General features: G+C 53.8%; 23 protein-coding genes. 13 read left to right on the top strand and 10 right to left on the bottom strand.

From position 1 onward, the window contains the following. Positions 1-6 precede the first annotated feature (6 nt). Positions 7-1,350: a hypothetical protein gene (locus Q8902_00320; GenBank protein ID MDP4197999.1), complete on the bottom strand. Its 1,344-nt coding sequence runs from the start codon at positions 1,348-1,350 to the stop codon at positions 7-9. A 233-nt stretch (positions 1,351-1,583) separates the two neighbouring features. Here Q8902_00320 and Q8902_00315 point away from each other — a divergent pair, with 233 nt between their 5' ends. The 6 genes from Q8902_00315 (at position 1,584) to Q8902_00290 (ending at position 8,998) form a co-directional block, all read left to right on the top strand. Then, positions 1,584-2,657 carry an ATP-binding cassette domain-containing protein gene (locus Q8902_00315; GenBank protein ID MDP4197998.1) on the top strand — a complete coding sequence of 358 codons (1,074 nt, stop codon included), beginning with the start codon at positions 1,584-1,586 and terminating at the stop codon, positions 2,655-2,657. Positions 2,658-2,661: 4 nt separating this feature from the next. Continuing rightward, a complete protein-coding gene (locus tag Q8902_00310) occupies positions 2,662-3,459 on the top strand; it encodes a hypothetical protein (GenBank protein ID MDP4197997.1) in 798 nt (265 codons plus the stop codon). Positions 3,460-3,461: 2 nt separating this feature from the next. Next, entirely contained in the window at positions 3,462-4,259 is a 798-nt protein-coding gene (locus Q8902_00305) for an ABC-2 family transporter protein (protein MDP4197996.1), read from the top strand. Between the two features lie 595 nt (positions 4,260-4,854). Then, positions 4,855-7,212: a type I DNA topoisomerase gene (topA, locus tag Q8902_00300; protein ID MDP4197995.1), complete on the top strand. Its 2,358-nt coding sequence runs from the start codon at positions 4,855-4,857 to the stop codon at positions 7,210-7,212. Next, a complete protein-coding gene (gene ispF / locus Q8902_00295; GenBank protein ID MDP4197994.1) occupies positions 7,209-7,679 on the top strand; it encodes a 2-C-methyl-D-erythritol 2,4-cyclodiphosphate synthase in 471 nt (156 codons plus the stop codon). The genes topA and ispF overlap by 4 nt, the downstream gene beginning before the upstream one ends. A gap of 125 nt (positions 7,680-7,804) precedes the next feature. Then, positions 7,805-8,998 (top strand): T9SS type A sorting domain-containing protein, encoded by a 1,194-nt coding sequence (locus Q8902_00290; GenBank protein MDP4197993.1) that lies wholly within the window; start codon positions 7,805-7,807, stop codon positions 8,996-8,998. Here the strand turns inward: Q8902_00290 and Q8902_00285 are convergent. Together Q8902_00285 and Q8902_00280 are read right to left on the bottom strand one after the other, a co-directional pair. Then, entirely contained in the window at positions 8,988-10,175 is a 1,188-nt protein-coding gene (locus tag Q8902_00285; protein ID MDP4197992.1) for an MFS transporter, read from the bottom strand. The two genes, Q8902_00290 and Q8902_00285, sit on opposite strands and share 11 nt — an antisense overlap. A gap of 93 nt (positions 10,176-10,268) precedes the next feature. Beyond that, positions 10,269-10,946, bottom strand: a complete 678-nt coding sequence (locus Q8902_00280; GenBank protein ID MDP4197991.1) for a DUF4412 domain-containing protein — start codon at positions 10,944-10,946, stop codon at positions 10,269-10,271. A gap of 929 nt (positions 10,947-11,875) precedes the next feature. Between Q8902_00280 and Q8902_00275 the strand changes: the two genes are divergently transcribed. The 4 genes from Q8902_00275 to Q8902_00260 all read left to right on the top strand — a co-directional run bounded on the left by Q8902_00275 (position 11,876) and on the right by Q8902_00260 (position 16,023). Further along, positions 11,876-12,940, top strand: a complete 1,065-nt coding sequence (locus Q8902_00275) for a hypothetical protein (protein MDP4197990.1) — start codon at positions 11,876-11,878, stop codon at positions 12,938-12,940. 256 nt (positions 12,941-13,196) lie between these two features. Continuing rightward, on the top strand, positions 13,197-14,225 hold the full coding sequence (locus Q8902_00270; protein MDP4197989.1) for a M28 family peptidase: 1,029 nt from the start codon (positions 13,197-13,199) through the stop codon (positions 14,223-14,225). Continuing rightward, positions 14,225-15,100 (top strand): 50S ribosomal protein L11 methyltransferase, encoded by an 876-nt coding sequence (prmA, locus tag Q8902_00265; GenBank protein MDP4197988.1) that lies wholly within the window; start codon positions 14,225-14,227, stop codon positions 15,098-15,100. The genes Q8902_00270 and prmA overlap by 1 nt, the downstream gene beginning before the upstream one ends. Continuing rightward, positions 15,064-16,023 carry a Ppx/GppA phosphatase family protein gene (locus Q8902_00260; GenBank protein MDP4197987.1) on the top strand — a complete coding sequence of 320 codons (960 nt, stop codon included), beginning with the start codon at positions 15,064-15,066 and terminating at the stop codon, positions 16,021-16,023. The genes prmA and Q8902_00260 overlap by 37 nt, the downstream gene beginning before the upstream one ends. A 5-nt stretch (positions 16,024-16,028) precedes the next feature. On the opposite strand, the gene Q8902_00255 is transcribed toward Q8902_00260, so the two are convergent. Together Q8902_00255 and Q8902_00250 are read right to left on the bottom strand one after the other, a co-directional pair. Next, the gene (locus Q8902_00255) at positions 16,029-16,511 is read right to left on the bottom strand and encodes a GNAT family N-acetyltransferase (protein ID MDP4197986.1); all 483 of its coding nucleotides are present in this window, start codon (positions 16,509-16,511) and stop codon (positions 16,029-16,031) included. A 4-nt stretch (positions 16,512-16,515) separates the two neighbouring features. Then, complete coding sequence (locus tag Q8902_00250) at positions 16,516-17,706, bottom strand: cysteine desulfurase family protein (protein MDP4197985.1); 1,191 nt, start codon at positions 17,704-17,706, stop codon at positions 16,516-16,518. A 28-nt stretch (positions 17,707-17,734) separates the two neighbouring features. Here Q8902_00250 and hisC point away from each other — a divergent pair, with 28 nt between their 5' ends. Further along, positions 17,735-18,883: a histidinol-phosphate transaminase gene (gene hisC, locus Q8902_00245; protein ID MDP4197984.1), complete on the top strand. Its 1,149-nt coding sequence runs from the start codon at positions 17,735-17,737 to the stop codon at positions 18,881-18,883. A gap of 32 nt (positions 18,884-18,915) precedes the next feature. After that, positions 18,916-19,821 (top strand): DUF58 domain-containing protein, encoded by a 906-nt coding sequence (locus tag Q8902_00240; GenBank protein ID MDP4197983.1) that lies wholly within the window; start codon positions 18,916-18,918, stop codon positions 19,819-19,821. Here the strand turns inward: Q8902_00240 and Q8902_00235 are convergent, their stop codons facing one another. Further along, positions 19,822-20,187 (bottom strand): type II toxin-antitoxin system PemK/MazF family toxin, encoded by a 366-nt coding sequence (locus Q8902_00235; protein ID MDP4197982.1) that lies wholly within the window; start codon positions 20,185-20,187, stop codon positions 19,822-19,824. 376 nt (positions 20,188-20,563) lie between these two features. Here Q8902_00235 and Q8902_00230 point away from each other — a divergent pair, with 376 nt between their 5' ends. Next, positions 20,564-20,737, top strand: coding sequence for a hypothetical protein (locus Q8902_00230; protein ID MDP4197981.1), 174 nt, complete (start codon positions 20,564-20,566; stop codon positions 20,735-20,737). On the opposite strand, the gene Q8902_00225 is transcribed toward Q8902_00230, so the two are convergent. The 4 genes from Q8902_00225 to Q8902_00210 form a co-directional block, all read right to left on the bottom strand. Next, on the bottom strand, positions 20,738-21,376 hold the full coding sequence (locus Q8902_00225; GenBank protein MDP4197980.1) for a hypothetical protein: 639 nt from the start codon (positions 21,374-21,376) through the stop codon (positions 20,738-20,740). It abuts the gene before it with no gap. A gap of 275 nt (positions 21,377-21,651) precedes the next feature. Then, positions 21,652-22,377: a hypothetical protein gene (locus Q8902_00220; protein ID MDP4197979.1), complete on the bottom strand. Its 726-nt coding sequence runs from the start codon at positions 22,375-22,377 to the stop codon at positions 21,652-21,654. A 31-nt stretch (positions 22,378-22,408) separates the two neighbouring features. Continuing rightward, complete coding sequence (locus tag Q8902_00215) at positions 22,409-23,560, bottom strand: aminotransferase class V-fold PLP-dependent enzyme (protein ID MDP4197978.1); 1,152 nt, start codon at positions 23,558-23,560, stop codon at positions 22,409-22,411. A 40-nt stretch (positions 23,561-23,600) separates the two neighbouring features. Further along, positions 23,601-23,768: a hypothetical protein gene (locus Q8902_00210; protein ID MDP4197977.1), complete on the bottom strand. Its 168-nt coding sequence runs from the start codon at positions 23,766-23,768 to the stop codon at positions 23,601-23,603. Positions 23,769-23,785: the final 17 nt, after the last annotated feature.

Genomic DNA, 23,785 nt, shown 5'->3' with positions numbered 1-23,785 from the left:
AAACCACTACTGCCGAGACTTAACCATGGAAGACTGTGCAACCCGCGCGGCCTGGCGATCCTTGATCCAGTTCAGTGCACTACCGAAGTACATCGCGAATGGACGTGGCACTTCATGGATCACGTCAGGGATAATTTCGAGTTTGAATGGCAACGAAGCATGCATGCACTGCCGGCCCGCTGCTTCGAGCGATGCACGAAAATTAGGACTATCGAATTCGCCGCTCATCGCATAGATACACAGTCCGGCATCAGCAGAAGTGCGAAGCAGTTCGTCGGGCAGAGGTCCATCGAGCAAGCCGGCAACAGAAAATACGCCGCGATACCGATCGGGATGCATGATACCAATTTTGATTGCCGCGGTCGCACCTTGCGAGAAGCCAGCAACGTATGTCTCGGGCTGAGCGCCGGACTCCTGTTCGAACCGGTCGAGCACGGCGGAGACATCTTCGTCGATCGATTCGATGCTGCCCTCCCAACTATTCATGTCTTCGCCATGACGCACAGTACCGGGTGGGACGAGGATGCTGAGACCGAGCGAATCGGCAACGCGAAACCAATGGTGCGAAAATTCGCGGTACGACGCACAGCCACCATGAAGCGTAATGACCAGTGGCCGATGCTTGATCGCGATCATTTCGGATGCCGGGACTCGGTTCAAATCATCGAGTGGGATCGTTTGTGCGATTCGAAGTTCCGCGCGCTGCGTGGAATCCATAGTGAGGACCGACTCGGTGGTGATCGGCCGATGCGGAAATGATGCGGGAAGTCGAGCGGCAACGATTGGGTCCGTGACAGGTAGGATGAGAAGCGGCGGCTGTGGGGTCCATGTTTGCGTTGAGATCTGCCGAAGGACTTTATAAACGGAGACGAGCGAATCGAACCACTGGCGCCCAGCGACATTAGAGAGGATCGAGTCGCGTTCGAGCACCTCGAAATTCCAGAACTCGCACTTGAGAGCTTTCAGCAGAGCCAGACGGGTCTCGGCGGAATCACTGGGCGATTGAGTGCTCGCTGCAATCCGCGATGATGTCCGCGCAATCCCAAACTCGGCCATTGCGGCGTACCACGTAGCCGACGAGGTTTGACGAAACGAGCAGACCTTCAGGAGAAGCCGATAGGTGTCTCGCGCCGCCGTAGGATCATTTCGGGTGGAGGCCAACCCCGCTTCATGCCACAGACGGCTTAACTCGCCTCGGTTTCGGACCGGCGAGGCAACGACAGCGCCGTGCCGAACCGATGTTCGATTAGGCGAGCCACTTTGAATAGTCGCACAGATTTCCTGGTTACCACTAAATGCGACAATACCTATCAAAAGAAGTCTGAGTGCCAGAACTGAATACCGCTGCATACGGGGAAAAGCTGAGAGCGAAATGGCAAATCCTTGCTGTCGCGTGGTTGACCACAAGCCAGCAGGTGTATGTGTTTTGACCACTCCTCCCTCGATTTGAGGTTAATCCGAGGTTGTATAGACCGCGAAGCATCGCATATGGTTTAACCCCTTTCAGCCGCCCGCATAACAAATAACTCATTCTTCCCTGTAACAAAACCTTCCGGGAAGACTTATTCTATTTTCTGATATACATGAAAGTGGAGAATCCTATAATTGAGGTGTGCGAGCTCCGGAAGATTTTCCGGGCGAAACAGAAGCAAGCTGGCCTTCGGGGCAGCTTGCGGTCGCTCGTGCACCCGGAATTCCGTGAAATAGAAGCGGTAGGATCTGCCATGATGGGCGGGATGAACTTCGAGTGCCAGACCGGGGAGCGAATCGCCTTCATAGGTCCGAACGGTGCCGGAAAATCGACCACGATCAAAATGCTCACTGGCATCCTGCTGCCGACGAGTGGAAGTATCCGTTGCGCTGGGCTCGACCCCTCTCGCGAGCGCAAGCAACTGGCCCACTCGATCGGCACAGTGTTCGGCCAAAAGTCGCAGCTTTGGTATCATCTTCCGGCGATCGATACGTACGAATTGTTCTCGCGCATTTACGAGTTGCCGCGCGCGGCGTATCGCGAGCGGCTGGATTATCTCGTGGCCGCCTTCGATATTGGCGCGATGCTCGAGACTCCGGTGCGCAAGCTTTCGCTCGGCGAGCGGATGCGTTGCGAAATCGTAGCCTCGTTGCTGCACCGTCCATCGATTCTATTCCTGGATGAACCGACCATTGGACTCGATGTCGTGGCCAAACTCGGCATCCGCGAGGTCATTCGCGATCTCAACGAACAAGAGGGTGTGACGATTTTCCTGACATCGCACGATGCAGGAGATGTCGAATCGCTCGCAGAGCGGACGATGGTGGTCAATCACGGGCGGCTTATGTTCGACGGTCCGACCGCAAGCTTTCGCGCACAATTTATTTCGACGAAGACCATCGAGCTGCACCTTGATGAGGACGCCTCTGCGTTCGATTTCCGCGAAGGCGCCGTCACCCAACGCAGCAAACACTCGATCACGATCGAACTTCCTGCTGGCGCCGGAGTAAGCTCCGAACCTATCGAACGGCTTCTGGCATATACCGTCGAGAATTTTACGCTTAAGGACGTCAATATCTTCGAGCCGCCGATGGAAGAAATCATTCGCCGGATGTATCAGGATCATCCATCACCCACGCACGGGTGGATGGAGAATCACGTCGCGACGCCACCTCTAATTTCGTAACCGTATGCGTACTGCAAAATACCTCTCGGTCGCGAAAATAAATGTCACCGAGAGGTTTCACCATTTGTCCAATTTGGCGGGCCGTGCGCTTGTCGTGATTGTTCGGATCTGGATCTTCACAACGCTGTACACGGTGACGTACCGCACAGCACATGCAACAACGATCAATGGAATCGATGTCGCGGGTGTGGTCTGGATGCTCGTCTTCACGCAAGCATTTCGGCAATCGGGCTGGCCCGTTGTGGCTGCGCTGGTCGAGGCGGATGTGAAGTCGGGGACGTTAGCGTATTCGATTAATCGGCCCTATTCATATCAGGCGTTTCACTTCTGGTCGTATGTCGGCCGCGTTCTGCCAAATCTCCTGGTGAACCTCGGGGCCGCGATGATCGCAAGCCTGATATTCGTGGGTCCGCTGCACCTCACGATAGAATCGGCGCTGGCAGGGAGCTTGCTTTTGGCGATGAGTTACATTCTCGATTTCTTCTTTTCCTTCGCGATCGGGATACTCGCGATGTGGACAGAGGATACATCTGCCTTCCAATGGATCTACTTCAAGGGACAACTCATCTTCGGCGGGCTGATCCTGCCTCTGGCGCTTTTTCCTGGTCCGCTCCGCAGCGTTGCGGAGTGGATGCCGTTTCCCGCAATGTACTACAGTGCGTCGCGCTTGCTCGTCCAATTTGATTTGGGATTGTTCGAGCACTACCTTCTTGCACAATTGCTATGGATGCTGATTGCGAGCGGGATTGCGATGACGCTATTTCGTAGAGGAATTCGAAAGGTTGAAATGAACGGAGGCTGACCGTGATACAACATATACTGAGGCGACTCCAGCTTTCAATCTACTTCACTCGCACAAGTATTCTCTCTGCGATGGAGTTTCGCACGTCATTCCTGATGCAGGTCATCGGCATGTTCGTCAACGACGCCGCATTCACGGTGCTCTGGTATATCTTCTTCCAAAGCTTCCCGACCGTCAACGGCTGGGCGTGGCTGGATACCGCGATGCTCATTGCGACGACGACATTAAGCTTCTCCCTTGTCTTCATCTTTGCCAAGGGTGCCATGGACCTCGCTGTCACCGTGCGGCTGGGCGAACTGGACTATTATCTCGCCTTCCCGGCGGATGTGCTCTGGCATCTGTCCGTAAGTCGCACGCGGATCGATGCCATCGGCGATATGATCTTTGGCATAACGATATTTCTGGTGTTCGGGCATGTGACACTGGTTTCGTTCGTCGCTTTGATTGTGGCATCAGCGGGGGCAGCATGCGTCATGTATGGCTTCATCGTCATCACACAATCACTTGCGTTTTACACACCGAACATCGAGGACGCGGCGCGCGATATCTTCGAGTTGTTGCTCGGCTTTTCGTTTTATCCGCAGAATATTTTCACCGGCGGTATTCGCGCAGTGACGATCTTCGTCATACCGGCATTCTTCACCGCGACGATTCCGGAGCGGCTCATCGCGCGATTCGAGTGGCCGGCCCTCGGCGCATTATTGCTTGCAGGGGCGCTCAGCCTAAGCGTTGCGGCTATCTTCTTCCGGTATTCGATGAAGCGTTATGAATCGGGCAATTTGATGGTGGTACGGACATAAGGAATCCAAGTGTTGAATCTCTTGGGCGGCCGTTGAAACTATTCGCCGATGTGCCGTGTCGATTTTGGTGCAAGGATCGTCTGCCTGTCGTAGATGACCTTGTGGTAATAGCACATACCGAAGCCTCCTTAGGTCCGTGATGGTTTGCCGGATGCGCATGAGCCTGTACGGGTAAATCTTGTATTTTACCTGGGCCATACGTTTTCGGCAGCCCGTTGCGGACCTGTTCTTTTTAGAATTTTTCGAAATTTTCCCATAAATGTGGAAACTGTTCCTCAGGAAATTTCGTCGGTAGGGAGGAATCCGGTGGCTTCGGCTATCGGATTCTATTAGGGCAAACAAAACAAGAGCTCCGCAGCGCTGTCTTCTTTTCTCGGCACGCTGCGGTTTCTATTTTAAATAAAACCGCGGGCCCTAATTCGGCGCGCCGCAGTAGCTACGCTGTGAGCCTCTCGAGGTCAAAATTATCTGCGTTTCTGGAGACGGGAAAGGGCATCTACCCAAAATCGTGGCGAACCTACTGCTTTCAGTCGTATGTTTGCCGCCGTTCGCTCATAAGGCACGTCCGATCGACCACGATCAGAAAGAAATATCATTGGCTAAGTCGCTCGTCATAGTAGAATCGCCCGCGAAAGCGAAGACGATCAATAAGTACCTCGGCAGCAACTACGTTGTTGAGGCATCGGTCGGTCACGTCAAGGATTTGCCAAAATCGAAGATCGGCGTAGATCTCGATGGCAGTTTCTTGCCCCATTACACAACCGTCAAGGGCAAAAAGGAAATCATCGACCGGCTGAAGGCGCTCGCCGCCAAGTCGAAAGAAGTCTTCATCGCAACGGACCCGGACCGTGAGGGCGAGGCCATCGCCTATCATCTGGCAGTCGAAGTCGCTTCGAAGAACAGCAACATCAAGCGCGTGCTCTTCACGGAGATCACCAAGACCGGAATCGCCGAGGCGATGAAGCATCCGCGCGAAGTTGACCACGCGCTCTTCGAGGCCCAACAGGCCCGTCGAGTTATGGACCGGATCATTGGCTATCAGGTATCGCCAATTCTCTGGAAGGCATTCGTTGGACGTGGCGCCGAAGCGCTCTCCGCAGGACGAGTGCAATCGGTTGCGCTCCGTTTGATCTGCGAGCGCGAGGACGCGATCGAGCGTTTCGAACCCATCGCGTATTGGAATCTCTGGGCCGACTTCTCGACCGAATCGACAGAATTTCCAATTCACGCAAAACTTGTTTCGGTCGATGGTATCGATTTTCGCAACCCCGAAGGCAGCGCACAGGACCTTGCCGAGGGAGAGGCCAAGAGCTTCATTAGCGACGGCACGATTGCGCGCGGCTATGCTGCCGATGCGCGGTCCAAAACGTACCGTATCGCATCGCTTACGAAACGGGAGGTTCGGAAGAACTCCCCACCCCCATTTATTACAAGTTCGCTGCAAGCAGCAGCAAGCTCGAAACTGCGATTCAATCCGCGCAAGACCATGGGGCTTGCGCAGAAGCTGTATGAAGGTGTCGAGCTCGGCGAAGAAGGTTTGACCGGTCTTATCACCTATATGCGAACTGACTCGACGCGGATCGCGGACGAGGCACGCACGGAAGCACTCTCCTATATCGAGAAGAATTACGGAGCGCAATATCAGGGACCAGAGCGCAATGTAAAGAAGGCGAAGGGCGCTCAGGAAGCGCATGAAGCGATCCGTCCGACTTCAACCTTCTACGATCCGAAGCGTGTCCGCCCGTTTCTCGAGGCGCAGGATAAGAACCTCTATGCACTCTATGAATTGATCTGGAGGCGTTTTGTCGCAAGCCAGATGGCTCCGGCCTTGATGGACCAGACGCAGGTCGAGATCGAATCGATCGAGAAAGCAGGAAGCCAGTATCGTTTCCGTGCGACTGGGTCGGTCATTACCTTCAACGGCTACATGCAGGTGTTGGAGGATGTAGATGACGCCCCTGCGAAGTCTGGAGATGCCGAGGATTCCAAACGGCTGCCCAATGGTATTCAGCAAGGACAGACCGCCAACATCGAAGAAATTGACCTGGCTGAGAGCCAGACAAAAGCACCACCGCGTTTTAGTGAGAGCACACTTGTCAAAGAATTAGAATCCCTCGGAATTGGACGCCCATCGACCTACGCCTCCATTGTTGGGACGATCCAGGAACGAAATTATGTCGAGCAGGAAGAACGGCGATTATTTCCCACAAAGCTTGGCCGCGATGTGAATCGCATTTTGGTCAAGTCTTTCCCAGAGATCTTCAACGTCGAATTTACTTCGCGGATGGAGCTTGAACTCGATACGATCGCCGACCGCGAACGTACCTACGAGTCGGTCATGACGGACTTCTACGTTCCGTTCAAGCATGTGCTCGATCAGGTAGATGAGCGGTTGTCGGAGGAGATGCCGGTTCGACCATGCCCGGCATGCGGCTCGAAGGAGACCGAGGTAAAGTCGGGCTGGTTCGGGATGTATCTCGATTGCAAAAATTGCGGGAAAAAGACATCACTCAAGAACGAAGGCAAACCGGCGCCAGAAAAAACTGGCGAAGCATGCCCGGAGTGCATCCAGCGTAACGATGGCGAAGGGATTGGCGAACTGCTGATTCGCTCGAGCCGATTCGGAAAATTCATTGGTTGCAGCCGATATCCCAAGTGCAAGTTTACGCGGCAAATGCCCACCGGCATCAAGTGCCCGAAGTGCCTCGTCGGCGATATCGCCGAGCGGCGTGGCGGCAAGGCCAAGCGCAAGTTCTGGGGATGCACTCGATATCCCGAGTGCGACTTCATCTCGAATGATAAGCCGGTCAACAAGCCATGCCCAGTCTGCAACAATAATTGGCTTGCGACGAAATGGACGCGAGATCGCGGGGAATTCCTTAAGTGCCCAAACTGCAAGCGGGAATTCGACGAATCCCAAAACGAGATTGCCAGCGAAACGAAGGAAGGATGATCGGCTTCGGATATGACGTTCACCGGTTAGCCGAAGGCGAGACACTCGTCTTAGGCGGCGTCACTTTCGAATCTCGGTTGGGCACGATTGCGCACTCTGACGGCGATGTGCTCGTTCATGCGATCATGGATGCGCTACTCGGCTCGCTCGCGCTCGGCGATATCGGTTTACATTTCCCCGATACTAAAGAAGAATGGCGTGGTGCTGATTCCATTGCAATGCTCTCGCGCGTCTTTCATATTCTTCGACATCAGGAAGCGCACATTGTCAATGTCGATGCGACCGTTGTGCTTGAAGCGCCCCGGCTTCGTCCTCATATCGAAGCCATGCGCGAGCGGATCGCACAGGCACTCTCGCTCGACGTCAAACGCGTTTCCGTCAAAGCGACAACCAGCGAACGGCTCGGCTTTGTCGGCCGGGAGGAAGGCGTTGCCGCGTATGCCGTCGCACAAGTCGAGTATGATTAGCTGGCTTTGAGTACATCCGTATTGATTGAGTAGCCAAAGTTGGGCACTATGGCGATAGTGGTTGTGTATTAATGAAGCCTATCGCCCCACAGGTTTATATATTGATTAACTACAGTCAGTTTGCCATGAAACGGAAACTCTTGATAATTGCTTCGATTATTACACTTACCTCTTTTGCCTCACAGCGCGCGAACGCTCAATGGACGGAGCTGAGTGTCCCGTCCGATGCAGGGGTTACCGATGCCCTTTCCGTGAACGGGACAAACCTGTTTTCCGGAACCGCTTATGGCGGATTTTTTCACTCAAGCGACAACGGCACAAGCTGGGCCGAGTGGAATGGGGTCAATAAAGGTCTGCCAAGCACATCTGTCCTTGCTATTGCTACAATTGGTACGCATCTCTTTGCAGGGATTGGTGGCCGTGCCGATAGTGGAGGAGGTGTTTTTCGTTCTTCCGACAGCGGCGCAAGCTGGACACCGACGGGCTTGACTAACACTTATGTTTATGCCCTCGCTGTGATCGGCACAAATCTCTTTGCTGCTACCCCAACCATTTATCTCTCAACGAACTACGGGACAAGCTGGTCAGCGGTTAACAACGATAATGATGTAGAATCATTTGCTGTGAGCGGCACGAATGTCTTCGCGGGGTCCAGCAGAGGAGTTCTTCTTTCGACTGACAGCGGCGCAAGCTGGACCAAAGTGAATAATGGCTTAACAGACTCTACTGTCATCGCCCTCGCGGCAAGCGGCACAACCATCTATGCAAGTACCGGTCGGGATGTGTTTGTTTCGACTAACGAAGGCACAAGATGGACTTCGGTCAGCAGTGGCCTAAGTGACGCTTATTTTGTCTATGCGCTTGCTGCAAGCGGCACAAATGTTTTTGCTGGAACTGAAAACGGCGTATTTCTCAGTACAAGCAATGGCGCAAGTTGGGTGGCGGTTGGTACTGGCCTACCTGCCGCTGGTGCCCCAAGCTCACACATTGACGTCTATTCACTTGCTGCGAATAACACATTCCTTTTTGCAGGAATTTACGAAGCTCAAGTTTGTCGAAGGCCGCTATCGGAGATGATCACAACGAGCGCAGTTACCGAGGCACAGACAGTTTCCAGTCAATTCCAAATCTATCCAAATCCCACAACCGGCCAATTGCACATCGAATCCACCTCGAATGACATTGTCATCACGGACTTGCTTGGGCGGACTTGTATGCGTGCTATGTCCGGCGATGGCACTATAGATGTGAGCAAACTTCCGCAAGGAGTTTATTCCATCAGCGATGGTCATTGCCGCTCGCAGTTTGTTAAGGAGTAGCCTTCGCCAGATCACGGCTATCGTAATGCACCCGCATCGAGAAAAATACCGCAACAGCCGCCATCAGCGCACCGATGTAACCAATGTAATTCGGATGCAGCCCGCCGATGATCCAGCCACCCAGGATCGGTGTGATCGCTCTCGAAAAACTTTCGAGCGATGAAGAAACTCCGAGCGCCCCGCCCTTGCGTGTTGGTGGCGCATATTGTGTGATGAGGCTTGAGATCGTGGGCCGCGTAATGCCCGTTCCAAAGGATAATAAAACCGCGACACTGGCTAAGACGGGTATCGTCTGCGCAACGGCAAGCCCCAGCAAGCCAACGACCATTGCTGCAAGTCCAATCCGAAGACAGGTCAGTTCGCCCAGCTTCCGGACCAATGGTCGGATTACACCGCCCTGCCACAGTACGCCAAGCACGCCGACGAATCCCATGAAGAGACCAATATCCTCCGGAGTAAACTGCAGCTTCAGCATCGCGAACAATGAGAACATCGACATAAACAGCGAAAACGGCAGGACGAAGAAAAGAAACGTGAGGAGCAACGTTCGAAGATTCGGAATGCGAAGGTACTCGAAGATCCTCGTGTAGTAGTGCCAGCCGAAAATCACGCTATCGTCACGAACATGATGGTGCTCCTTCAGATAAAACGTGCTGAGAAGCGTGCTTGATAGTGCGAATCCCGCTGCCACAAACGCCGGGACTGCATAGCCATAATGCTGCGCCAGCATTCCGCCAAGCGGCATCCCGACGACGAAGCCCATCCCAAACCCGATGCCGATGATCGCCATGGCGCCGGAGCGCTCCTTTGGTTCTGTGACGTCTGCGATATAAGCCGAGGCAATCGTTACGTTGCCACCACTAATCCCATCGATGATTCTCGATAGAAACAGAATCGGCAGCGAGTTCGCAAAAGCCAGCAGGATAAAGCCTGCCATCGAGCCAAGCTGCGAGTAGATCAGCAACGGTCGCCGCCCAAAGCGGTCGCTCAATCCACCCAGCACCGGCCCTGCAAAAAACTGGCAGACCGAATAGCTCGCAACGAGATAGCCAATCGTTTCCGGCGATGCCCCAAACGAGGTCGCGTAAAACGGCAGCAGAGGAAGGATGATCGTGAAGCCGAGCAGGTCGATAAAAATGACGACCGCGATCGGCAGGAGAGCCTTGTTCTTAAACAATTACGAATGACGAATGACGAGTGACGAATTGCGGTAATCCATTGCTCTCATCAAACACACTTCATTTGTCATTCGTCATCTGTAATTTGTCATTCAATTCATCCCGTGCATGCCTGTTGGCATCGGACTGAACTTGATGTCTTTCGGAGTCTCGAAGACGCTGTCGTCGAGCTTCTTCGGCTCCAGCTTCACGAGCTCCATCGCGGCTGCGATTTCGCCACCGTTCTTGACGACCATCTTCACTGGTACCAGACCCTTCGCTGCAAGTTGCTCCATCGCGTGGCTCGCTGCCGGATCCTGGTGTTGCGCGCCCATTGCGCGATGGAATGCATCGCGAACATTCTGCGGAAAATCAGCACTCATCCACATCGAGATTTCGCCGGACTTCGCGTGGATCTGATACTCTTCGGCGATGTGGCCAGCAACCGTCTCCTTCTGGCCCGTCGACTTCACTTCGATATCTTCCGTCTTCGATTTGATGACCGAGTCGTTCGGCATATCCATCACCATGCCGGATTTCATCGCCGACATGACAATGTACACTTTCTTGTTCGCGCGGTCGAGATACGTTTTGATCCCACCTTGCGCGCCAAGATCGAGATCTGTCTCGACCTTGTCCGCCTTCATGTTGATCGTCATCTCATGCTTCTCATCGTCCATTTGGGGGATGGAGAGAGACCATGTGGCAGTCCCTTCGAACGGCGCCTGGGCGCGGACCAATGGGGACATAACCAGGAGTGTTAGGAGCGAGGCAAGTGCTGTTTTTTTCATGTTCCGATGGCTAAATATTGCAGATTGGCTGAAGCGGCTCAACCGGCCTCTGCTCTGAAGAGTGCCAAGCTTCGAACTGCCGCGCAGATGCTTTTGACTGAATTATTGATCTCCTTATTCGAATGAACTACTTTCCAGATTCCAAATGAAAACAGGTGCCCAAAGTTAAAGTAACGCTTTAACTCTCTCTTTTGAATTGTCATTTAATGAACGCCCGGTCCCAGCCAAGCGCGCGCGAACGGATTTTTCAATGAGCAATAGGTGCACATCACCCTGCGTGTAATATACCATATGCAAGTGTGATTGGTACTCGACTTTCAAATTATTTTTGGACAATTCTCGAAATTTGTTCGTATATTTGTAGCGGTTCATTCGGATGACGCTCGTCCCGATGCCCGCTCTGGCTCCAGCCCATGCTCCTGCCCACGCTGACACCGGCTCCCTACGCCCATTCCGATTCGTTCACACCTTAACATATTTGGTCAATGATAAAAGCTAATAGTTTTCGGGGGAGGCACCAGACGCTCAGGTCTGGGATCGTCTTCCCATCCCGGCTCCATCGACATCAGGCTCATATTACATCCATATTTCCGTCGGAGGGTATTCGACGGTTCTATCATATTCTGTGAGCTAAATCAACTTACCGGGAATGGCCATTGGTCATTCCCGGGTGAATTTGGAGGATGTATGCAAAAGCTATTAATCGCAATTGTCCTAGTTATGATCTCCGATCCTGCAATTGGCCAATGGAGAAAGATTGCATATTTTGGAGAGTATATTACGTGCGTGTATTTTCTCGACTTGCCTGGGCCGCCAAGGATCGGCTTTGTCGGAACACTACAACCAATGGTGGAAAGACGTGGCGTAGCGTCTGGGGGAGCGGCCGATTCTCAAATTACTATGTAACTGACATCTGTTTCAAAGACACTTTGACAGGATGGTTCTCCATCTTTGGCTCTTCAGACGCTTGCTACAGAACATCGGACGGCGGAAGCACCTGGACTCTTCTTCCGGTGCCGGGATCAAGCTATGGGGCTTCGGCAGTCTATTATCGTCCCGGCACAAATCGGTTATTTCTTAGCATGGCCAATGATTCGGGAATGAAAGTCTCGACGGACTTGGGAGATACCTGGCTACCAGCATCAAACGTCGAGGCCGGCGGCATATCGTTCTCATCGGACTCCATAGGAATTGCTGCGGCTTACCCTCATGGAGACACCTCACATGGGATTATGCGCACAACGGACGCTGGTGCAACATGGAGTTTGGCCGAAACATCTGCACCCTGTGAACAACCACTTTCGATTCCGGAGTCCCCTATTTGTTTCGAGGTGGATGGTGGAAGAGTTATTGTTCGTCGCAGCGATGACTACGGTCAAACTTGGAGGGTACTAAGTGATTTTGGTCCGTTCGTTGACTCGCAATTCAACTTCATTGCGCCATGTGGCATCGGCGTAATTCGTGGTGATCTTAGTAGGTTATATATTCAGACAGATTCAGGGATGTACTTGTCCACCGATGAGGGAATTACGTGGAGAAATGATGGCGGCCCAGGCCGTTATGGGGATGTGGCTGAGAACATTGAGAAATTCTATAGTGCAAAGGGTGTAACGTTCGCCGGCAGCGTGTTCGATGATGGAGGTACATTGAAAGACGGTGGCCTTTGGGAAGAGGATTGGGGCACGGCGAGCGTTGCGGAGCCGCGGTGCATTGATTCGAGCTTGTGCTCCGCCTCTGTTTCGCAGAACCCGCTGCATGATATGACGACGCTTCGGTTCGATCTCTCGGATGCGGAGTATGTCCGCGTGGAGGTCTTCGATGTGATGGGCAACAACACGCCGTGCCCATCGCTTCAAAAAACGGGGGATGGCTTGTTCGAATCGGGCCAGCACCAGATCCCGATCGACTTCTCGCGCTGCGCCTCCGGCACGTATTATCTCCGCATCACACTCGGCACCGGCGAAGTGCGGACGATTAAGCTTGTAAAGGAATAACCCTATCCCGGAAAAGGAGGGGGGCGCTCCGAAATGGAATGACCGGCCCGCGAACAGGCTCGCGGGCCGGTCATTCATGTCATGAAATCACCACAGAGGTCGCTTCCGGCATGATGAGACATGCTGCATGATCCATCATGCGCCAAGTATGGCTCGTGTGGCAAATGGCAGTCAGCCCGGAGGTTAGTCTTGGATCTGGCTGCATTCTAAAGAACTTGCGCTGGCGAGTTTTGTTACACCCGGCATCAGAAAATTCATGATGCGCATACCCCTTCGTCTTAGCCTTTTCGCGTCGATCGTTTTTGTCGCGGGTCTCTCATCCTGCAAGAAAGAAATACCGGCTCCGCCGCTTGTCACGGGACTGGTTGCCACGGCACTGCCGCCCAAACCGGTCCCAGCGTTCGATGCGGAGCGCGCGCTTCGGATCGTCGATACCCAGGTGAATTTCGGCCCCCGCGTGCCCAACTCCGCCGGACACGACCAGGAAGTGGAATGGCTCTATAGCTCGCTTCAGCAATGCACGCCGAATGTGCAGCGTCAGGCGTTTACCCAGTCCGGCTATGATGCTGGCGAAGAGCTTGCGCTGACAAATATCATCGCGTCGTTCAACCCGAGTGCGACCTGGCGCATCCTGATCGTCACCCATTTCGATTCCCGCCCGTTTGCCGATGAATCGCCTGCGGATTCGAGCAAGAAGCAAGCGGTCCCTGCCGCAAATGATGGCGGCTCGGGCACGGCCGTCATGCTGGAACTCGCTCGTGTCATGAAGGACAATCCGCCGCCCATCGGGGTCGATCTCCTCTTCGATGATGGCGAGGACTACGGCAACTATAAGATCGACGATCTAACGCACTACTTTCTGGGCGTGAAGTATTTCGTTAAAGCCAAAGCTTCCGATTACAATCCGCGCTATGCGATCTTGCTCGATATGGTCGGCGATAAGAAGGCGCTTTTCCAGCCAGAGGGACATTCGTTGCAGTCCGCGCCGCAACTCGTGACCGAAATTTGGAAGACAGCGGAGAGTCTGGGCCTCTCGCACTTCAAATCCACGCCGGGTCCGACGATCGAGGACGATCATCTTCCGCTGATCGATGCCGGGATTCCCTCCGTCGATCTCATTGATGGCGATTTGGTTGGACATGCTTCGCCGGATGCCGACCGCAAATACTGGCATACGCTCGATGATCTGCCGTACCATCTCTCCAGCCAGACGCTCGGCGAAGTTGGCCGTCTGTTGCTGACATTATTCTACGATCGATTGCCACGGGACATTCCGACGCTGTGATGTCACCCGTTGTTTCGCCGCATATAGCTCTTCGATTTCGTGTGCCGATCGCGCTCGAAGATAACCTTCAAGGCTTCATGCTCATGCAGATGCCGCTCGAAGGTATCGAGGAAGCGGATGGAGAGACTTGCTACTACGTCAAAGAGACCGAATGGACGCCCGCACGCGAGCAGGCGCTTGGGCTCTTCCTGACGTCCACGCCGGCGATTCGATTTCTCGGCGCCGAAAGTATCGAGGACCGTGACTGGAGCGCGGAGTGGCGCGAGTCCGTGCAGCCGGAGCGTGCGACGCCGCAACTTGTCATTACTCCAGCCTGGCACAAAGCTGCAGCCCTCGCGATGGGAGCGAAGTACCTGATCGAGATCGATCCCAAAATGAGTTTCGGAACCGGACATCACGAGACGACGCGCTTGTGCCTCCGCGCTCTGGAAACGATCGAATGTGCCGGGAAGACCGTGCTCGATCTCGGTACCGGCACCGGCGTGCTGGCGATTTACGCGCTCATGCGCGGCGCCACGTCTGCCATTGGCGTCGATACCGACCGGTGGTCCATCGAAAATGCCGAGGAGAACCGCGGACTCAATGATTTTTCGCCGGAGCAATTGGACATTCGCGCAGGCACACTCCAGGATGCTGTCGGCGATGCGGAGGTGTTTGATATTATCCTCGCGAACATCCATCGGCATGTTCTGCTCGAACTCGCGAAAGACATCCGAGCGCATGTTCGTCCCGGCGGATTCATAATCTTGTCCGGACTTCTTAGTTATGACGCGGTCGAAGTACGTGCGGCGTACGAGCGTGCCGGTTTCGATTTTCTGGCGCGTTCGGAAGAGAACGAATGGGACTGCTTGACCTTCCAATTTCCAATTTCGTAGCAGTGCGAGCCGCAATACTTGATATTGGCACGAACACCGTATTGCTCCTCATCGCGGAGCGCGAGAACGGCGGCATTCGCGTCGTGACCGATCGTCACGCTATCGCGCGGCTGGGAGAAGGCGTCGATCGCGCACGCAAGATTAGCGATGCGGCCTACGAGCGATTGATCGGAGTTCTTCGCGAGCATCAGCGCGTTATCGCTGAATATACCTGCGACAGAGTTGTGGCCGTCGCTACAAGTGCAATGCGGGACGCCGACAACAGTCAGGAGATCATTCAGCGAACTAAGGCTGATACCGGAATTGCAGTCGAACTCTTAAGCGGCGGCGAGGAAGCCCGCTGGACATATCGCGGAGCGATCGACGGAATGCCACTTGAAGGTCCCATTCGTGTCGTTGATATTGGTGGTGGAAGCACGGAAATCTCTACAGGAACAGACCAGATATTCGAGCGCGGTACGAGTTTCGATATCGGCGCCGTGCGGCTCACTGAACGCTGTTTCGCAACGAGTCCAATCACGATGGAAGCGCGAGAAGCGGCCCGGAAGCTTGTCCGGCATATGTTGGAACATGACGTCGAACGAGCATCGGCAGAGGACGCCCCTAAAAATCTTGTCGCCGTGGCGGGGACTCCAACGACGTTGGCAGCCATGCATCAGGAACTCACAGTATTCGATGCCGCAAAAGTCCACGGCTATGTGCTTCGGCGTCAAGCCGTCGATCAGATGCTCGAAATTGTTTTCAGCGTCAGTACCGCAACGCTGCTCGAACGATTTCCCGCCGTCAATAAGGCACGCGCCGATATACTGCCTGCCGGCACGCTTATCCTTGCGGAAGTTATGGAGTATCTGGGGGCTGAGCAAGTCACTGTCAGCACACAGGGACTACGGTATGGAATTGCCTTGCGTGAATTATTCGTGTAAGTTCATCACAGTGGCTTCGACATAATGATCGAGTGACATTCGATCCCGGGTTTCAGCGGTCGTGTTGGCACAAATGCTTTCGTGCCGGTTTCAATATATCCAAGCTTGCGATAGAACTCTGGAAGCCCTACTCGGAAACTCAGCACGGTGAGGTCCATGAATTTGCAGCCGTGGGAGCGGCAAAAGTCCTCCGCTGCTTTGACTGCGGCAACTCCAAAACCTTTCCCTTGATGCGGCGGATCAACGGCAAGCATTCCGAAATATCCGCGTTCACCGCGCAGTTCGATATACACGGATGCGAGGAGTTCGCCGGCGGGGTCTTCGAGGAGCAGGAATTGTCCCTTCTGCATCATTTCATCGGCGCGCTCATCGTCGGTCCGCGTCCCATCCAGAAATCCTTCGACTGCGAACGCAGCGTTGACCACCTGCACGATAGCAGACAGATCGTGCGAGGTGGCGAGGCGAAACGCATTGGCAAGTGAGGACATGTATTTAGTGCTTGAGAATTCTCTCGATGACTTCCACTAACCGATCGATATCCTCAAGCGTATTGAACCGCGAGAACGACACGCGTACCGATTTGCTCGCGACATCCGTATGCTTGCCTATCGCGAGCAGCACGTGCGATGGCTGCTGGCTTCCCGAACTACAGGCTGCTCCATTCGAGACGGCAATGCCTTCCAGATCGAACCGGATGATTAATGTATCTGCATCCAATCGCGCGAGGACTTCCGGTGCGAAGGTAAAGCTAACAATCGTATCAATCGAGTGTTCGTCAGAGGCGGAGTTCAAAATGACATCGGGAATTCTGGCCAGCCGCCCAAGAAGGTGCTGTCGCAACGAGCGGTAGCGTGCCTCATGTCCCTGCATCTGTCGCACGGCTTCCGCAAACCCGATGGCAAGCGCAACCGCCTCGGTGCCGCCGCGCCGGTTGCGCTCTTGCGAACCACCATGATGCAGCGGTTCGAGTTTCACGCCAGAGCGCACATAAAGAGCACCGATGCCTTTCGGTCCGTGAATCTTATGTGCGCTGAGCGTGAGCAGATCGACTCCCAAATCGCGAACATCGATCGGCAGCTTACCGAGTGCTTGCACGGCATCACAATGAAACATCGCTCGGGAATTCTCCCGAATCATCTGGCCAATCGATTTGATGGGGCTGATCGCTCCGGTCTCATTATTCACCATCATGAGAGACACGATGGCAAAGCCGCTTCCCAGCGCCTCTTTCACACTCTCCGGGGAGACTGCGCCGAACTCATCGGTCTTCGCGTAGATAGCGCTCGCGCCGATCTTCGACATCCAATGGACTGGAGCCAGCACCGAGTCATGCTCGACGGCACTCGTGAGAATGCCCATGTCATCCCAACGCTTACCCGCGAAATGCTCCGCATAATGCGCGAACAGCGCACCTTTGAGTGCTGTGTTATTGGATTCTGTCCCGCCCGAGGTAAAAACAATCTCGCGCGGCTCCGCATGGATGGCCCGCGCGATTGCTTCGCGCGCATCTTCCAACGCGGTGCGTGCTTCGACGCCAAGATGGTGCACACTCGAAGCATTGCCGTATTCGCTGGCATGAAAGGGCTCCATCACCGCGCGGACTTCCGGCAGTAATTCGGTCGAGGCGCTGTTGTCGAGATAGATCACGACCCGGAAACGACTTCCGGCATATCCCTCGTTCATCTTCGACCTCCAATATACCGCCCAGACTATGAAGATTTCGTTACCACAACATATTGCCTCGCTCCGGCCCTATAAGCCCGGAAAGCCGATCGCGGACGTTATCGCCGAGTACGGCCTTACGGATGTGATTAAACTCGCTTCGAATGAGAACCCGCTCGGTCCCTCGCCAAAGGCAATGGAGGCTGTCCGATTGGCCGTCGCCGGGATCCATCAATATCCCAATGGCGGGAAATCCCTTCGCGAGGCCATCGCGGCGAAAGTTGGGCTCTCGGTCGATCAGCTCATCGCTGGAAGCGGAAGCGAAGGCGTGATGACGACCTTCATGCGCACGTTTTTTTCGGCTGGCGATGAGGCGGTGACCAGTGAAGGCTCGTTCGGTGGGTTCTATGTTCTGGCGAGTGCGATCGGCATGAAGCTCGTGCGCACACCGATGCGGAATTATGGCTACGATCTCGATGCGCTTGCGGACGCGATCACGCCAAAGACGCGCCTGATCTATATCGCAAACCCGAATAATCCCACCGGTACGATTGTTGGGCGTGCGGAATTCGAATCCTTCTACGAGAAGGTCCCGCCCAATGTCATCATTCTGCACGATGAAGCATACTATGATTTTGCGGCGGGAGATACACCTGATTATTATTCGCTTCTCACCGATATTCGTGCGAACGTCGTAACCCTTCGGACGTTCTCCAAGTCACATGGACTCGCGGGAATTCGCATCGGCTTTGGCAGCGGTCCGCGCGAACTGATCGAACCGATGCTGAAGGTGAAGCTTCCATTCGAGCCAGGCACGCTCGCGCAGGCCGCGGGCATTGCGGCGCTCGATGACGACGAATTCCTCGCGCGGACTATCGCGACGAACCGCGCGGGCAAGGTCTATCTTGCGAAGGCATTCGAAGAAATGGGCATTGCCTACATCGAGACCGCCGCGAATTTCTTTTGTCTGCCGCTTGGTACAGAGGAAGATGCGAAGCGATTAACGGACGAGCTGGAGCGACGCGGCGTGATCACGAGATGGCTTGGCGGCTTCGGACTGCCGGACTGCGTCCGTATTTCCATCGGCACCCAGCAAGAGAACGAACGAGCAGTTGCTGCAATGAAGGAAGTTCTCCATGCTCAGGTAGGGGTTAATGGCATTAACCCACTGGCGAGTACGATGACAGAAACGGGTTAATGCCATTAACCCCACCTCGAATATCTTGAATCATGGCTGAAGACCTTACCGACTACCTTCGTCCCGAGATCGCGAGCGGTCTTGGTTCGATGGAGCTTGTTGCTCGATTTGTTGTCGAGGGCTTCATCACAGGGTTGCACAAATCACCGTATCACGGATTTTCCGTTGAGTTTGCCGAACACCGTCCGTATTTGCCCGGCGATGCAATTCGGAATATCGACTGGAAGCTCTTTGGCCGCACGGACCGGCATTACATCAAGCAGTTCGAAGAAGAGACTAATCTTAAAGCGCACATTATTGTCGATGCGTCGCGCTCGATGAACTACACGAGCGATCCCAGACGCATCACAAAATACAAATATGCGACAATGCTCGCCGCCGCGCTTGCGTATCTTCTCGTTCGACAACAGGATGCGGTCGGGCTGGGTTTGTTCGATGAGGAATTGCGCGTATTCATGCCTGCGCGGCTCAAGCAAAGTTATTTGCGCGAGATGCTGCGTAAACTACAGACCACTGAGCCCTCGCACGCAACCCGCACGCAGTCCGCTCTTCGCCGTGTCGCCGAGCGACTCACGCGTCGTGGACTGGTCATTGTCATTAGCGATTTCTTAGACGATCCGGATGAGATCAAGTTGCCGCTCAGCCTCATGCAACATGCGGGTCATGAAGTCATCGCCTTTCAGGTGCTCGATCCCGCAGAGTTGACGCTAGAACTCCACAGCGCCGACGCGACGATTGTGGATGTCGAGACCGGCCAGGAAATCCGCACGCAGCCCTACCAATTGCAGGCAAGCTACCAGAAATCGGTGAGCGAATATCTCACGAACCTGAAGGACTCCCTCCTCTCGGAAGGCATCGACTACCTCCTGCTCGAAACCACCACGCCCTTCGACCGCGCGCTGCTGGAATACCTGCACAAGCGGCAGCAGATGGGGTAGCTATAGCTTCATCAGACCAGTCGCAATAGCAAGAGCTTGATCGACTCGGTTCATCGTTTCTTGAGACAGCGAGCCGTAAACGCCGACGATCCGGCTCTTATCAATCGAACGAGTTTGAAGAAGAAGCACTTTGGAATCCGACTTTAGACCGCCCTCCGGCGCTTCGATAAGGACTTCAACGGATAGAATGCGATCCAGCCGTTTGCTGGTAATGGCAGCAACTAAGATCGTACTGGAGAACTCGTTAATCAGCAGAGGCGAGAGAACAACCGCAGGACGAATGCCCGACTGTTCATGCCCTTTTACGGGATCGAGGACGACTCGGATGATGTCTCCTCGGCCGAGCGTTTCGAATCGACTTTTCATACACTTCTTCTTCGAGAGGGTGCCAAGCTTTTGATTCCTCCAGATAAAGGTCGTTCATCTCCTTGAGTCCGGAGACGAGTTCCTTGCGGATTTTTTCTCGTTCTTGCTCGCTGATCTGCCAGACCGGTACGAACGGCGGGATGACACCGAGAGTCGCTGGATGTGATCCGTTCTCGATGGGACCTATTCGCTTAGGTTTCACGGCACGCGCTGCCCGCGCGCGATGTTTCTTCGGCGCTTGCACTGGTACAGGCTTCTGGCGATACACCTTCTTCATACGATGTACCGTAACGAGCGCGCGCAAGGATTGGGTTCTCGCCCTTCGACCGCGCCCGCCGGGGCGGGCTCGGTACTTCCATAAGAGGCAGCAGATGGGGTGAGCTACTCGCCTTATTTATTTCTCAAGAGCGCCATGCAGCCGCAGAATACTGATGATTTCATCGTCCAAATTCTGCCGGATTCCTTCGTCCGCACGTTTGGCCTCCAAGGCATGATAAAGAATCGGATCACGATTCCGATCCTTGAAGTTAACATTGGCATTTCTGGATAATTAGTAATCAACTGCTGCGGGCCAGTGACTTTCAACAGCCGCTAACAAGGGTGTAACATCATGATAACTGATGTTAACCTCAGCCCCAGCTTCAACAAGAATCTTAACAAGATTTAAGCACAGCAGGTGAATAGTATCGCCTTGATAACTCGCTTCATCATTTTCCCATCTCGCGCTAATATTCCGAATTAGATTTATGAGCATAGAAGCATTGTTCGCGTTTGGTTTTGCTCCATGAGTCAGAAGAACCGTCATAAAGCCGAGTCTTCGACCAGTAATCGAGTCGGATGTCGCAGCATCGAAGCTCCATGGAGAACCCCTTGAACCGCCAGACCAGCCCGGCCAATCGCTAGACACTTCAAAAAGTACAGTGTGTCCTGTTCCTTTAACGAGTTTTCCACGTAAGCTTCCAGCAGGGTTTGCTAAGTACTCAAGCTCTTCAGTTAGTGTGGATTTTAGTTCGCGCCCATATTCCTCATCAACTTTGGCCCCGTTCCTAATCAACAATTCTGCTATTGCAGAGTCCCGGCACTGACCAAGGGCATAGTTTGGTTCGGCGCCGTATTTGAGAAGTAGCTCTACGATTTGGTATTTGCGGGCGGAATCCATTGAATATGGCTCATTAGAGTTAGATGCCATTTCTTCGCAAGAAAGGACCTCCATGAGAGGAGAGCCCTCCTTTGCGAGTTGGGGAAACCGACGGAGCAAAGTCGCGATTCTTTCCACGCTATCGTGACAGACGTCAAGTGGATCCGGAATTGTCATCCCGGGTTTTGGTGGCGGGGGTACCTTGCCATGCTGTGAGAAGCATGGGTAAGCGATCAGGGACATAATCCCTATCGCGAAAGAAGCCAACATGTACGCAAAGGGCAGAGAATGCTCGAGTGAAGGCAATTCAAAGAAACGCTTGAGCATTATTTCGGATATTTACGAAATACTTCTTGAACGTGAGAGACTGTCTTACTAATTCTATCTTTCGAATCTCTCGCTGAGAAGTGCCCTATAACGTGAATGTTAGACTTTCCGATTCGGTGAGGCCGACGCTTCGCGGCATCCATAACCACTTCTCTCCTCGGGAAAACCTTAGCCACAATGGTCTTCAGTTCAGTGTGATTGAGCATACCAATCACCGAAGGGGACATGAAGAACTTCTTTTGCTTTGATTCTGAAATGAAATCTGCGAGCCAGGCTAGATATTTTCGGTTGGTGGGTCTTAGCAAACTGGAAACACAGAAGCCGCATGCCCCGAAAGTGGGCCATCGAAGAAGTTCGACCATCGAGCAACGCGAGGCGTTTTTCAACGGCCCGATCACAGCGAGCGCATGCTTCCAATATTTCAGAGCAGCTGTATCGCCCGGAATTGGATTATCAGGATCCCTTGTAAGAATTGGGTGGAGTATTCCGTTATTCATGCACCATTTCTTACCGTCTTTGAGGAATGCCCGCTCGGATTCGACTAAGCCGAACTTCGAGTAGGGAGGTCGGTTCGCATCGAGGCCGATAAAAATGAAGTCCGCCTCTTCGGGCTTCTGCAGTTGATAATAATAGTCATAGCCTTTAGAGCGGAATAGCCGCTTAATCTCATCGGGCTTCAAATCTTTCTGTCTACTCATGGTAAGACCGGTTTGTTCACTTGTCAAACCCTCGTCTTAGTTGAGGCAGTTTCACAAATCACTCAAATAAGGCCACCATCAGCTTCCGCACCTCCTCCTCTGTATTGTAAAAATGCGGCGAGGCGCGCAGCAGGCCCTGGCGAAGTGAGATGAGAATGTTCCGGGATTGCAGCCGCTCAAAGACCTTCTCCGCATCCGGGAAGTTAAACGACACGATGCCCGAGCGTTCGCTCTCCGGCTTTGGCGTGATGACTTCTACTCCTCGCATCTCTAATCGGTCGATGAGATAACCAGTGAGGTCCAACACAGCGCGTTCCATTTCCTGGAGTCCGAATTCAAAAAAGAAATTGAGCGAAGCAAGCAACGCAGTGATGCCGGCGAAATTTATCGTGCCGTTTTCGAACCGTGCAGCACCGGCGCGCAACTCATCGGGACGTAGGCTGAAGTCGAAGGCATTCTCGATGCTTGTCCAGCCGAGCGAAGCCTGGTGAATTCGCGCGAGCGCTCGATCCCCGACATAGACAAACGCTGCGCCCATATCCGACATCATCCACTTGTGCGAGCCACAAGCGAGGAAGTCTACACAATCGCGCTCGACATCGATCGGGGTATGCGGCAACGATTGAATCGCATCAACTGCGAACAGAATATCGCGCTCGCGACAGAGCTTCCCAATCGCGTTGAGATCGGCCTTCGCGCCGGTGGCAAACTGGACGTGACTAATGGAAACCAATTTGGTGCGGGGTGTAAGGTGATTCTGGATGTCTTCCACCGATATGGAATAACCACCCCCTGCCCCCGCCTTGGAAGGGCGGAGGTTCTTTTCAATGAAATCAACCTCAACGCCATGCCGCTTCAGATTCAGGAATGGATATACATTCGCCGGAAATTCGAGATCGTTGAGGAGCACGTGGTCGCCGGGCTGCCAGTCTAGTCCTTGTGCGATGATGTTGAGCCCATCACTGGTGTTCAGCACGAAGGCAATCTGATCTGCTCGAGCGCCCATCAATTGAGCAAGCATCTCGCGCGTTCCCTGAACGGTCTTTAGCATCCAGGGATATGGCTCAATTCCTTTAAGCGCGCGGCGGGTTTGGTAGCGATCAACAGCATCGCGAACGCGAAACGAGAGCGGAGCCACTGCGGCATGGTTCAGATACACCATGTCGCTCCAGGTGTGCGGGAATTCGCGGCGGGCTTGATCGATGGTCACCGAATCGTGGGGAAGACGTCGACGACGAACCTCAGTATGCTCAACTTCGCTTGACCGAATCTTCCAACTGGATCTCTTCCGCCTTGCGCAATGCGAATGCCATGGAACGTGTGTTGACATACGAGAACATTCCGAAAGCCGCTCGCACTTTAGCCTGTCGTTCGGCCTCTTGCGCCGCCGACAACTTCTTTGGTTTCTTAGCTCGCATGTGCATGATATGCATTA

This window comes from Bacteroidota bacterium, from assembly GCA_030706745.1.
Taxonomy (GTDB): Bacteria; Bacteroidota; Ignavibacteria; order Palsa-1295; family Palsa-1295; genus PALSA-1295.
Note: the sequence above shows the minus strand (reverse complement) of the source record. Positions and strands in the feature narration are given on the sequence as shown.